At 59.9% G+C, this 12,554-nt stretch carries 11 protein-coding genes and 1 tRNA gene; 7 read left to right on the top strand and 5 right to left on the bottom strand.

Annotation, left to right across the window (positions count from 1 at the left end):
- Positions 1 to 57 precede the first annotated feature (57 nt).
- Positions 58 to 145: transfer RNA gene (locus HK44_RS14450), tRNA-Ser, on the bottom strand.
- Between the two features lie 124 nt (positions 146 to 269).
- On the opposite strand from HK44_RS14450, the gene HK44_RS14455 reads away from it, so the two are divergent.
- Complete coding sequence (locus HK44_RS14455; protein ID WP_019690798.1) at positions 270 to 941, top strand: Bax inhibitor-1/YccA family protein; 672 nt, start codon at positions 270 to 272, stop codon at positions 939 to 941.
- Positions 942 to 1,005: 64 nt separating this feature from the next.
- Here HK44_RS14455 and HK44_RS14460 read toward each other — a convergent pair whose 3' ends face one another.
- Positions 1,006 to 1,335, bottom strand: a complete 330-nt coding sequence (locus HK44_RS14460) for a YceK/YidQ family lipoprotein (RefSeq protein ID WP_019690797.1) — start codon at positions 1,333 to 1,335, stop codon at positions 1,006 to 1,008.
- A gap of 57 nt (positions 1,336 to 1,392) precedes the next feature.
- Complete coding sequence (locus HK44_RS14465; protein WP_019690796.1) at positions 1,393 to 1,830, bottom strand: Lrp/AsnC family transcriptional regulator; 438 nt, start codon at positions 1,828 to 1,830, stop codon at positions 1,393 to 1,395.
- 134 nt (positions 1,831 to 1,964) lie between these two features.
- Between HK44_RS14465 and HK44_RS14470 the strand changes: the two genes are divergently transcribed.
- Positions 1,965 to 2,858, top strand: a complete 894-nt coding sequence (locus HK44_RS14470) for a DMT family transporter (protein WP_019690795.1) — start codon at positions 1,965 to 1,967, stop codon at positions 2,856 to 2,858.
- A 14-nt stretch (positions 2,859 to 2,872) separates the two neighbouring features.
- On the opposite strand, the gene HK44_RS14475 is transcribed toward HK44_RS14470, so the two are convergent.
- A complete protein-coding gene (locus tag HK44_RS14475; RefSeq protein ID WP_019690794.1) occupies positions 2,873 to 3,451 on the bottom strand; it encodes a hypothetical protein in 579 nt (192 codons plus the stop codon).
- Positions 3,452 to 3,806: 355 nt separating this feature from the next.
- A complete protein-coding gene (locus HK44_RS14480; RefSeq protein ID WP_019690793.1) occupies positions 3,807 to 5,432 on the bottom strand; it encodes an NADP-dependent glyceraldehyde-3-phosphate dehydrogenase in 1,626 nt (541 codons plus the stop codon).
- A gap of 319 nt (positions 5,433 to 5,751) precedes the next feature.
- Here HK44_RS14480 and HK44_RS14485 point away from each other — a divergent pair, with 319 nt between their 5' ends.
- The 5 genes from HK44_RS14485 to HK44_RS14505 all read left to right on the top strand — a co-directional run bounded on the left by HK44_RS14485 (position 5,752) and on the right by HK44_RS14505 (position 12,465).
- Positions 5,752 to 6,639 carry a Dyp-type peroxidase gene (locus tag HK44_RS14485; RefSeq protein ID WP_019690792.1) on the top strand — a complete coding sequence of 296 codons (888 nt, stop codon included), beginning with the start codon at positions 5,752 to 5,754 and terminating at the stop codon, positions 6,637 to 6,639.
- A gap of 94 nt (positions 6,640 to 6,733) precedes the next feature.
- Complete coding sequence (gene lexA, locus HK44_RS14490) at positions 6,734 to 7,351, top strand: transcriptional repressor LexA (RefSeq protein ID WP_019690791.1); 618 nt, start codon at positions 6,734 to 6,736, stop codon at positions 7,349 to 7,351.
- Positions 7,351 to 7,968, top strand: coding sequence for a translesion DNA synthesis-associated protein ImuA (gene imuA / locus HK44_RS14495; protein ID WP_019690790.1), 618 nt, complete (start codon positions 7,351 to 7,353; stop codon positions 7,966 to 7,968). The genes lexA and imuA overlap by 1 nt, the downstream gene beginning before the upstream one ends.
- Before the next feature lie 7 nt (positions 7,969 to 7,975).
- Positions 7,976 to 9,391 (top strand): Y-family DNA polymerase, encoded by a 1,416-nt coding sequence (locus HK44_RS14500; RefSeq protein WP_019690789.1) that lies wholly within the window; start codon positions 7,976 to 7,978, stop codon positions 9,389 to 9,391.
- Positions 9,367 to 12,465, top strand: coding sequence for an error-prone DNA polymerase (locus tag HK44_RS14505; RefSeq protein WP_198424419.1), 3,099 nt, complete (start codon positions 9,367 to 9,369; stop codon positions 12,463 to 12,465). The genes HK44_RS14500 and HK44_RS14505 overlap by 25 nt, the downstream gene beginning before the upstream one ends.
- Positions 12,466 to 12,554: the final 89 nt, after the last annotated feature.

A 12,554-nucleotide genomic window follows, 5' to 3' on the forward strand; every position in this document is an offset into this window, starting at 1 on the left:
TTGCCGAAAGCCAGAAACGACAAAGCCCTGAATAATCAGGGCTTTGTCGTACAAATATGGCGGAGGCGATGGGATTCGAACTCATGGACCTGTTACAGTCGACGGTTTTCAAGACCGTTGCCTTAAACCACTCGGCCACACCTCCGTATTGCGTTGCGGGCGCCATAATACCTGAATGAAACACACTGTCAAACTCTCTGCATAGCTTGTTACAGGGCGTCTGTTATGATCTTTGCGACTGAACGTTTCAAACCAACAGGAGTGTCGCCATGCGCGAACAGGATTACGCAGTTAATAACAGCGTGCAGGCTGAGCAGCTAGAGGTTAGCCGCGTCCTGCGCAACACTTACGGCTTACTCGCCCTTACGCTCGCATTCAGCGGTGTGATGGCGTTCGTCGCTCAGCAGATGCGTGTCGGCTACCCGAACGTGTTTGTGGTGCTGATCGGCTTCTATGGGCTTTTCTTCCTGACCAACAAGCTCCGTGATTCGGCCTGGGGCCTGGTGTCAGCGTTTGCCCTGACCGGTTTCATGGGGTTCCTGCTGGGCCCGATCCTGAACCGTTATCTGGGCATGCAAGGCGGCGCTGAAGTAGTCAGCTCGGCTTTCGCGATGACCGCCCTGGTATTCGGTGGCCTGTCGGCCTACGTGCTGATCACCCGCAAGGACATGAGCTTCCTCGGTGGTTTCATCACCGCTGGTTTCTTCGTCCTGCTGGGCGCGACGCTGGCGGGCATGTTCTTCAAGATCAGCGGTCTGCAACTGGCGATCAGCGCGGGCTTCGTGCTGTTTTCTTCGGTTTGCATCCTGTTCCAGACCAGCGCCATCATTCATGGCGGCGAGCGTAACTACATCATGGCGACCATCAGCCTGTATGTATCGATTTACAACCTGTTCATCAGCTTGTTGCAGCTGTTCGGCATCATGGGCCGCGATGACTGATCGCCAGCCTTGAGCAAAAAACCCGCTACGGCGGGTTTTTTGTTGTCTGGCATTCGGGCCGGGCTCACTCGGTGACGATGATGCTGCCGTCGGCCTGTTGTCGGTAAATGGTGTAGGGCAGCAACACAGTGTCGAGAGCACCGGAAATAACGGCGTCTATCAAGACGATAATCGTGGCGTTGTCGTATTTTTGCGCGTCGACGCCTGAGCGCAGGGGAGCATTCAGTGTGCAGAAATCGTAGGTCACGCCGCTGTAGATTCGAGGGACGGCGCCGCAGTAGCTTTTCTGTTCCTTGAGGCTCTTTATGGCCGCATCGTCGTGGCGCACCACTGTCTGGATGGTGCCGCACCCCGCGAGCATCAGTGCCGCCAATAACATTGCCTGAGTTTTCATACCGCCAATCCTTCGCCGGAAAACCCTAAAACTACACTGTTCGGAACAAAACAGCACTCACGCCATCGGCGGCAGCCGCCGCTTCACCGGGGTCTTCTTGACGATTGCAGTATTGGTTTCGGCATAGCTATTGAGGCGGTCGAGCAGGGTGTCCAGCTGTTCCATCGAACGCACGTGCAGGCGTGCGATGAAGCAGTCATCGCCGGTGACCTTGTCGCATTCGGTGAACTCGGGAATGGCCTGGATCTGCCGTTCGACGTTCTGCAACTGGCCAGGCAACGGGCGAATACGCACGATGGCCTGCAGTTGATAACCGAAGCATTTGGGATCGATGTCGACGGTATAACCCTTGAGCACGCCACGCTCTTCGAGTCGACGCAGGCGCTCGGCGACACTGGGCGATGACAGGCCGCTGATCTGTGCCAGGGCCTTGAGCGAGCGTCGGGAGTCCTCCATGAGGGCTGCGATCAGCAGTTGGTCAATGTCGTCAGTCATGCAACCCCCCGATTAGGCAAATACGGGAATCTGCCTTGATAAAAAAGGTGAACTGGCAGTTTAGCCTGCATTTGACGCTGGAGTGGCGTGGCGCTGGATTGACATACTTTGGGCTCATATCGAGGAGCCTGATCATGGATACAACACTGCGCCGTGGTTCGTTGGAAATGACCGCCGCCATGCTTATTTCCGGGACCATCGGATGGTTCGTGCTGATTTCCGGCCAGCCTGTGCTGGACGTGGTGTTCTGGCGCTGCGTGTTCGGCGCTGCGACCTTGCTGCTGATTTGCGCAGTGTTCGGTTTTCTGCGCCCGGGCATTCTGAGCCGCACCACATTTTTGCTGGCGGTGCTCAGCGGGGTCGCGATTGTCGGTAACTGGGTGCTGTTGTTTGCCTCCTACTCACGAGCGTCGATTGCCATTGGCACTGCGGTCTATAACGTGCAACCGTTCATGCTGGTCGGTCTGGCAGCGCTGTTTCTAGGCGAAAAGATCACCGCGCAAAAGCTGTTCTGGCTCGGGGTTTCGTTTCTCGGAATGCTGGCAATCGTCAGTGCGCATGGCGAGCAGGGCGCGGGGGGCGGTGAATACCTGATGGGGATTGCTTTGGCCTTGGGCGCCGCACTGCTGTATGCCTTTGCCGCGCTGATCATCAAACGCCTGACCGGCACTCCGCCGCATTTGATCGCGTTGATTCAGGTCTGCACCGGCGTGCTGTTGCTTGCGCCTTGGGCGAATTTTTCCGCATTGCCGCAACAACCCGGTGCCTGGGCCAGTTTGCTCACGCTGGGCATCGTGCACACCGGCGTGATGTATGTGTTGCTGTACGGCGCGATACAGAAACTGCCGACGGCACTGACCGGCGCATTGTCGTTTATCTACCCGATTGCGGCGATTTTCGTTGACTGGTTCGCCTTCGGCCATCGCCTCGAACTGTTGCAGTGGATCGGTGTGGTCGCGATTCTGCTGGCCGCTGCCGGTATGCAACAGAGCTGGAGTCTGAAGTTTCGTCGGACGATTGCGCAATAGGTGGTAATGAAAAGTCAGGTCTCAAAAAAACGTTTAATGATATCCATGTTTTCAGTAGTAACGCCGTAAGTCGCGTAATAGACCTGCGCTCCTTTATTGGTGAATGATTCGGCCTTGGGGCTATTAGCAATAAATATGCCGCAGGCCTCCAGCCACCCAGGAGCATGCTGAATATCTTCTTGTGTCATATTCCATATGTCCGAGCCATTTTTTTTGAGAACCAGATAGATGTCGATTTTGCCATCCTCCAGTCGTCTAAAAGCTGGTGTAGTGCTGATGTGATCGCGATCCAGAAGTTCCTGGCATTGATCCTGTAGTTTCTTAGTACTTTCCTGCCAATCAGCTTGTTGTAGATCAAGGGTCTTCCATACGGTCGGCAGGTGCCAGTCAAGTATTTGCACATTTAGATTGTCGCTACGCTCAGGCGTATGGGAGAAAACGGGGAGGGGGACGTTGTTTGGAATATATTGGAAATGGGGAGTGTTTTTATCGGTGCTACTCTCTAATGAGTTTTGCACTATGAAGTCGTTGGGTTGCCCTCTTGTGGCTAAATATTCCACCATTTCGATGAAGTATTCTGCTTTGTTTAGCATTTTGCCGTCTGTGCGTAAGCTGGACTCCGTTAAGTATATGTCCTTGTTGTATTCTTGCAGTTGCTTGATCGGGGCACTGTCGAAAAGTACTCTGTGTATATAAGTTGCAGTGGGGAGTGCCGAATGATGCTGGTGTTTGGCATTATAAAATCCTTTTTTAGAGTTATATGTCGATTGAGCGCGTCATTTTAATAAGGCGCGTCGTTCTGTCTATAAAAAAGGGCTCATTGTTGCCAGTTGCGATAAACGCTTCGTGATCCCGCATTCAGCCTTGATGGATATTAATGATGCTGTCAAGGTCGGCTGAATGCTGGATTCGACGAAAACTCCTCTGAGGATGTTTAAATTCGTGTTCCTAGAAAATGTAATCGGTAGTCAGGAAACTCGACTCCCGTCCGCGGATGATGTCGCTGATCAGTTCCTTGTTGCTCTCCTGGAACTTGGTCGCCACCAGCGTGCGGATCGAGAAAGTCCGCAACGCGTCGTGCACCGACAGTGTGCCTTCGGCCGAGTTCTTGCGCCCGTTGAACGGGAAGGTGTCCGGGCCGCGCTGGCACTGGGCGTTGATGTTGATCCGCCCGACCTGATTGGCAAAGATATCCACCAGCCGCCCAACCTCGGCGGGATTGGTGCCGAACAGGCTCAGTTGCTGTCCGAAGTCTGATTCGAGGACGTAGTCGATCACCGTGTCCAGGTCACGATAAGGGACGATCGGCACCACTGGGCCGAACTGCTCTTCATGATAGACGCGCATGTCGGTGGTCACCGGGTACAGCACCGCCGGATAGAAGAACGAACCGCGTGCCTGGCCGCCATTCTCGTTCACCACCTTGGCGCCTTTTCTCACGGCATCGTCCATCAGCCCGTGCAGGTAATCGACCTTGCCCGACTCCGGCAACGGCGTCAGAGATACACCGCTTTCCCATGGCATGCCGGGTTTGAGGGAGGCCAGCTTGTGGTTGAATTTCTCGATGAAACGGTCGACCACTTGCTCGTGAACGAAGAGGATTTTCAGCGCAGTGCAGCGCTGGCCATTGAACGACAGCGAACCGGTGACGGCTTCGTTGACCGCGTTGTCCAGATCCACTTCGGGCAGCACGATGCCGGGGTTCTTCGCGTCCAGCCCTAACGCTGCGCGCAAGCGGTGCGGTTTTGGGTGAAGTTTCTTCAGGTCGCTGGCGGCCTTGTTGGTGCCGATGAAGGCAAAGATGTCGATCTTGCCGCTGGCCATCAGCGCGCTGACGGTCTCGCGGCCGCTGCCGTAGATCACGTTGATCACCCCGGCCGGGAAGCTGTCGCGGAACGCTTCCAGCAATGGACGAATCAGCAGGACGCCGAGCTTGGCCGGTTTGAACACCACGGTGTTGCCCATGATCAGCGCCGGAATCAGCGTGGTGAAGGTCTCGTTCAGCGGGTAGTTGTAAGGCCCCATGCACAAGGCGACGCCGAGCGGTACGCGGCGGATCTGGCCGAGCGTGTCCTGTTCCAGTTCAAATCGGCTGGAGCGACGGTCGAGTTCCTTGAGGGCGTTGATGGTGTCGACGATGTAATCGCAGGTGCGGTCGAACTCTTTTTCCGAGTCCTTGAGGTTTTTGCCGATCTCCCACATCAGCAGCTTGACCACTGCCTCACGCTGTTCGCGCATGCGGGCGAGGAACGCTTCGACATGCTGAATCCGCTCGGCCACCCGCATCGTTGGCCAGTTGCCCTGACCACGGTCATAGGCGCGGACGGCGGCGTCAAGGGCAGTTAGTGCGGTGTCAGCGTCGAGCAGTGGCGTGCTGCCGAGAATGACTTGCTCATCGCCATTTTCGCCGGTCAGGTAGACCGGGCTGCGGACGATTGCCAGAGGGCCGTTCCAGATTTTCAGGACGCCATCGACAAGGTATTCGCGTTGCTCGGTCTGCCCGTCGAGGCGGTATTGCTCCGGGATGTCGCGAGCGGTCGGGAACAGGTTGCCAAGGATGTTTTCTGTGCTCATGTCGCTACCCCGTCTGGATTGGGTGATGCGGAAAAGGTTTTTATCGCCAGACACTGCCGCGAGGTCAAGACCTGTCAACAGTGCCTTTTTCAGGAATGACGGCTATGGCTACAAATCATTCTCGTGCCGCTTTTGGCCCGACATGGGATGCGCACCATGATCAGCATTGCTGAATCGTTTTATCAGATTGTTTCGGCAGCGGCTACGGGGGATTTGAGCGATATCAGTACAGTTTCGTGTCTGCACCGCTCTTGCACCTTTCAACACACACACATCGCCGAGTGCCGGGTAAACTTCATGCCTTTCCAGAGGAGTTCTCATGAGTTACTACCAGCCGGGCATCCTTGCCACCCCCGTTCCGCCTCAGGCACGTCATTTGTTTTTCGCTCTCGAATCCGCCGAAGCTTTGCCGGCTGCGCTCGACAACTTGATGAGACTGGTGGACGGCAAGTCGGCGGTGGTCGGTTTTGGCAAGTCGCTGGTCAATGCACTGGGCGCGAAAGTAGCGGGGCTGCGACCGTTCCCGGCGATGATCGGCGTTGGCGTCGATAACCCTTCGACCCAGCACGCGCTGTGGTGCTGGCTGCACGGTGAGGATCGCGGCGAGTTGCTTAACCGCAGCCGTGCCCTTGAAGTCGCGCTGGCTCCAGCGCTGCGCCTGGTGCAGATGAACGAAGCTTTCCGTCACATGAGTGGCCACGACCTGACGGGCTATGAAGACGGCACCGAAAACCCCCACGACCAAGCCGCGGTTGCCGCAGCGCTGGTGGCTGAGGGTGAGGATGGCCTGGTGGGTGGCAGCTTCGCCGCGATCCAGCAGTGGCAGCATGACCTGAACGGTTTTAATGCGATGCCGTCCCATGAGCAGGACAACATCATTGGCCGCCGCAAGAGCGACAACGAAGAACTCGACGACGCGCCGATCTCCGCCCATGTCAAACGCACGGCCCAGGAAAGCTTCACCCCTGAAGCCTTCATCGTGCGTCGTTCGATGCCATGGATCGAAGGCGATCGTGCCGGCCTGATGTTCCTGGCCTTCGGCCATTCCTTCAACGCCTTCGAAGCCCAACTGCGCCGCATGAGTGGCCTGGAAGACGGTGTCGTTGACGGTCTGTACCGCATGAGCCGGCCGATCACCGGCGGCTACTACTGGTGTCCGCCGCTCAAGGACGGTCAGCTGGATCTGCGTGCGCTGAACATCGGCTGAAGACAGCCACTACGCACGCACTCTTTTTACTGCACGGCCTGGGCTAAGCGTCACGACTGGCGGTTATTGTCAGGAAAACCCGAGAGGAGTACAAATGTACTCCATGACGACTTTAACTCCCCGCCGTACCGCCATCCTGACCTTCATCCGCGAGCGTATCGCGCAACAAGGTCAGCCACCGAGCCTCGCTGAAATCAGCGAGGCGTTCGGTTTTGCCTCACGCAGTGTGGCGCGCAAGCATGTGGTGGCGTTGACCGAGGCCGGTTTTATCGAGGTCAATCCGCATCAGGCCCGCGGTATTCGCTTGCTCAATCAGCCGTGTCGCCCCGAGTTGCTGGACATCCCGGTACTCGGGCGGGTGGCCGCCGGTGCCCCGATGGGCGTCGATGCCGAGGTGCACAGCCGCTTGTGGCTGGATCCGTCGATGTTCTCGCGCACGCCGGACTACCTGCTGCGGGTTCAGGGCGACTCGATGATCGGCGACGGCATCCTTGATGGTGATCTGGTGGGTGTGCGTCGCAGCGCCGAGGTGCAGAACGGCCAGATCGTCGTCGCGCGGCTTGAGGGTGAAGTCACCATCAAGCGCTTTGAGCGGGCAGGGGACAGCGTGCGGTTGCTGCCGCGCAACCCGGCTTACAGTCCCATTGTGGTCACCGCCGATCAGGACCTGGCGATCGAAGGGGTGTTCTGTGGCTTGGTGAGGCAAGGGTGATGGGCGCCGTCGTTGCGCTGGATACGCTGTTCAATGGCGGCCAGGTCTGGAAAGGTCGGCCTGCGCCACCCAGCGTCAGCCCACAGCCGACCGGGCATGCAGCACTGGACGCGGCCTTGCCCAGCGGCGGCTGGCCGGAAGCTGCGCTGACGGAAATCCTTATTGCCGGGCAGGGCGTGGGTGAGTTGCAACTGGTATGGCCAACCTTGGCCCGGCTGACGACCGCCGGTGAGCGAGTGGTGCTGGTAGCGCCACCGTATGTGCCGTATCCCCAGGCCTGGCAGAACGCCGGGGTGGATCTGCGGCAGTTGTCGATTATCCAGGCCAGTGACCGCGAGGCCCTGTGGGCGGCGGAACAATGCCTGCGTTCAGGCAGTTGCGGTGCGGTGTTGTGCTGGCCGCAACAGGCGGATGACCGCGCCTTGCGCCGTTTGCAGGTGGCGGCGGAAACCGGGCAGGCCCTGGCGTTTGCCTATCGCTCGATCAAGGATGCCATCAACCCTTCGCCGGCAGCCCTGCGCATCGCCATCGATTCAAGGCCTGCGCAGTTAAGGGTGCTCAAGTGCCGTGGCGGGCTGGCCCGTTCGGCACCGATTGCCTTCGCCACCGGGCAGTGAGGTTGGCATGCGCTGGGTCTGTATTCTTTTCCCGCAACTGGCGCTGGACGCAGTGTTGCGTCAGCGCAGCGATCCTGACGAACCGCTGGTGCTGCTGAGCGGCCCGGCGCAGCGTCGGGTGTTGCAAGCGGTCAATGCGCCGGCGCGAGCATTGGGGCTGCGTCCGGGCCAGTCGATGACCGCCGCCCAGGCCTTGAGCAAGGCCTTTGTCAGCGCCGACTATGACGTGGCTGAAATCGAGCATTGGCAGCAGTTTCTCGCCGCTTGGGCCTACCGCTTCAGCTCTCAGGTCAGCGTGCATTATCCGCGAGCGGTGCTGTTTGAAATCGAGTCGAGCCTGGGGCTGTTCGGACCCTGGCCGCAGTTCGAGGCGCAGTTGCGCGCAGAACTCACGGCGCTGGGGTTTCGCCATCGACTGGTCGCGGCGCCCAACCCGCTGGCCGCACGGGTCCTGGCCAATGCCTACGACGGTCTGGCGGTGCCGGACAACGACGCGCTACGGCAATTGCTCGGGCAGATGCCAGTCGACCGGATCGGGCTTGAGCAAACGGTCGCCACCGCACTGTCGCGCATGGGCTTGCGCACCTTGAGCCAGGTTCAGGCGCTGCCGCGTCAAACCCTGGCCCGACGCTTTGAAGCGCAAGTGCTCAAGCACCTTGATACCGTGCTGGGTGAGCGACCGCTGGCCCTGGGATTTTATCTGCCGCCGGACCGTTTCGATGTGCGGATCGAGCTGAATTTCGATGTGCAATCCCATCAGGCATTGCTCTTCCCCTTACGCCGGCTGACCGGCGATCTTTCGGCGTTCCTCTGTGGCCGGGACAGCGGCGTACAGCGCTTTGACCTGCACCTGGAACATGTCGGGTTGCCGGACACGCTGATCAAGGTCGGCCTGCTGAGCGCCGAGCGCGACCCGGCGATGCTCTTCGAACTGGCCCGCGGAAGGCTGGAGCAGGTGCAGGTCGAGGCGCCGGTGCGCGGTTTTCGGTTGTCGGCGCAGGACTTGCCAAGCTTCGTCCCGCAGCGCCGGGAGCTGTTTGACGAACGCCCGCAACAGTCCTTGCCCTGGGAGCAACTGCGCGAACGCTTGCGTGCGCGGCTCGGGGATGAGGCGGTGCAGGGCCTGGGTTTTCAGTCCGATCATCGACCGGAGTGTGCCTGGCTGCCAAATGCACAGCCTCAGGCCTGTCCGGCGCTGCCTGATGTACAGCGCCCCGGCTGGTTGCTGACTGAGCCATTGCCCGTGCACGAAGGCTCGGCGCGCATCCTCATGGGGCCGGAGCGCATCGAGTCCGGCTGGTGGGATGGCGCCGACGTGCGCCGCGATTACTACCTGATCGAAACCCGCGCAGGCTCGAAGGCCTGGGCCTATCGGACGGTGGGCGAGGCCGGGCCGATGTGGTTGCAAGGCTGGTTCGCATGAGCGCCGACTACGCCGAACTGCACTGCCTGTCGAACTTCAGTTTCCAGCGCGGGGCATCGAGTGCCCACGAGCTGTTCGAACGGGCCAAGCGCCAGGGCTACCAGGCCCTGGCGATCACCGACGAGTGCACCCTGGCCGGTATCGTCCGCGCCTGGCAAGCGGCCAAGGCGCTGGAATTGCCGTTGATCATCGGCAGTGAAATGCGCATCGAAAACGGTCCGAAACTGGTGCTGCTGGTGGAAAGCCTTGAGGGTTATCAGGCCCTGTGCCGGCTGATCACCCACGCCCGACGGCGCACGGAAAAGGGCCAGTACCGGGTGCTGCGCGAAGACTTCAGCGAACCATTGCCCGGACTGTTGGCGTTGTGGGTGCCGGATGTGATCGACGCTCTGGAACACGGCACCTGGCTAAAAAATATTTTCGGCGAGCGGCTGTGGCTGGCGGTCGAGCTGCACTGCGGGCAGAACGATGTCCGCCGTCTGGCTGATTGGCAGGCCTTGGCTGCCCGCTTGCAGATTCCTGCCGTGGCCAGCGGTGACGTACACATGCATGCCCGTGGACGGCGTGCATTGCAGGACACCATGACGGCGATTCGCCTGCATGTGCGGGTCACCGACGCCGGGCAGCGCTTGCACCCCAATGGCGAACGGCACTTGCGCAGCCTTGAGGCGTTGCGCGAGCTGTATCCGGCATCGCTGCTGGAAGAAACGCTGGTCATCGCCCAACGTTGCACCTTCGATCTCGGTCAGTTGCGCTACCAATACCCGCGTGAGTTGGTGCCGCAAGGGCAGACGCCGACCTCCTGGCTGCGTCGGCTGACCGAACAAGGCCTGTGCCGGCGTTGGCCTGACGGGCCGGACAGCACGGTCATGGCGCTGATCGAAAAGGAACTGACGCTGATCGCCGAGCTCGGTTACGAGAGCTATTTTCTCACCGTCGAAGACATCGTCAGCTTCGCCCGCAGCCAGCGCATTCTGTGTCAGGGGCGCGGTTCGGCCGCCAACTCGGCGGTGTGTTACGCCTTGGGCATCACCGAAATCGACCCGAGCCGGACGAGCATGCTGTTCGAGAGGTTCCTCTCCAAAGAGCGCAACGAGCCGCCGGATATCGACGTCGATTTCGAGCATGAGCGTCGTGAAGAAGTCTTGCAGTACGTGTTCCAGCGTTATGGCCGAACCCGGGCCGCGCTGACGGCGGTGGTCAGCACTTATCACGGTGCCGGTGCGATCCGTGACGTGGCCAAGGTCCTTGGTTTACCGCCGGATCAGGTCAACGCGCTGGCCGATTGCTGCGGCCATTGGAGTGATGATGTCCCACCGCTGGAGCGTCTGCGCGAAGGTGGCTTCGACCCGGACAGCCCGGTACTGCGCCAGGTGCTGAGCCTGACCCGGCAGTTGATCGGCTTCCCCCGGCACCTGTCCCAGCATCCGGGCGGTTTCGTGATTTCCGAGCAGCCGCTGGACAGCCTGGTGCCGGTGGAAAACGCGGCCATGGCCGAGCGCACGATTATCCAGTGGGACAAGGACGACCTGGACATGGTCGGCCTGCTCAAGGTCGACATTCTTGCCCTCGGCATGCTCAGCGCCATTCGCCGCTGTTTCGACTTGCTGCGCTACCACCGTGGGCGGGACCTGAGCCTGGCAACGATACCGTCAGAGGATCGGCAAACCTACGAGATGATCAGCCGCGCCGACACTATCGGGGTGTTCCAGATCGAGTCCCGGGCGCAGATGTCGATGTTGCCCCGGCTCAAACCCCAAAATTTCTATGACTTGGTGATTGAAGTGGCCATCGTCCGTCCCGGCCCGATCCAGGGCGGAATGGTGCACCCGTACCTGCGGCGACGTAACAAGGAAGAGCCTGAAACCTATCCCTCGGCACCGCTGGAGGCCGTGCTCAAGCGCACCCTCGGCGTGCCGTTGTTTCAGGAACAGGTCATGCAGATCGCGATTGTGGCCGCTGACTACAGTCCCGGCGAGGCCGATCAATTGCGCCGTTCCATGGCGGCCTGGAAGCGTCATGGCGGTCTTGAACCGCACCAGAAGCGCCTTCGCGAAGGCATGCTGAAAAACGGTTACACGGAGGAATTCGCCGCGCAGATCTTCGAGCAGATCAAGGGCTTTGGCAGCTACGGTTTTCCCGAGTCCCATGCCGCCAGTTTCGCCTTGCTGACCTACGCCAGTTGCTGGTTGAAATGCCATGAGCCGGCGGCGTTTGCCTGTGCGCTGATCAACAGTTGGCCGATGGGCTTCTACAGCCCGGACCAGATTCTCCAGGATGCGCGCCGGCATCAGTTGCAGATCCGTCCGGTGGACGTGGCCGCCAGCGATTGGGATTGCAGCCTGGAGCCGATTGACGGCGAACAACCGGCGATTCGCCTGGGGATGCGGATGATCAAGGGCTTTCGCGAGGACGACGCGCGTCGTATCGAAGCAGCGCGTTTGCAGGGTGAATTCATTGACATTGCCGACCTGGGCGAACGTGCCCGACTCGATGCTCGTGCGCAAGAGCAACTGGCCGACGCCGGAGCGTTGCGCAGGTTGGCCGGTGATCGCCATCGGGCCCGCTGGGAAGTGGCGGGGGTGCAGAAACAACTTGGGTTGTTCGCCGGGTTGCCGAGCCAGGAAGAGCCTTGCGTGGTGTTGCCCAAACCGACCGTGAGCGAAGACCTGCAAGCTGACTACAGCAGCGTCGGCACGACCCTCGGCCCGCATCCGCTGGCGTTGTTGCGTAATGAGTTGCGTGCCCGACGTTGCCGCAGTTCACGGGAATTACTGGAGGTCGAGCATGGGCGCAACGTCAGCGTCGCCGGTCTGGTCACCGGCCGTCAACGCCCGGGCACGGCCAGTGGCGTGACCTTCGTGACCCTCGAAGACGAGTTTGGCAACATTAACGTCGTGGTCTGGCGCGACCTCGCCGAGCGTCAACGCAAAGCCCTGATCGGCTCGCAATTGCTCAAGATCGACGGCCGCTGGGAGAAGGTCGGTGAAGTCCGGCACCTGATCGCCGGACGCTTGAGCGACCTGAGCCCGTTACTCAACGGCATCAGCGTGCACAGCCGGGATTTTCATTGAGATCATTGAGGCTTACAGCCCGCCAAAGATGATTTCCCGTCAGTTGTCGACACACGGTGCTCAACACAGTGGCGGGCACGAGACTATTC

This window comes from Pseudomonas fluorescens HK44, assembly GCF_000217955.3.
GTDB lineage: Bacteria > Pseudomonadota > Gammaproteobacteria > Pseudomonadales > Pseudomonadaceae > Aquipseudomonas > Aquipseudomonas fluorescens_AQ.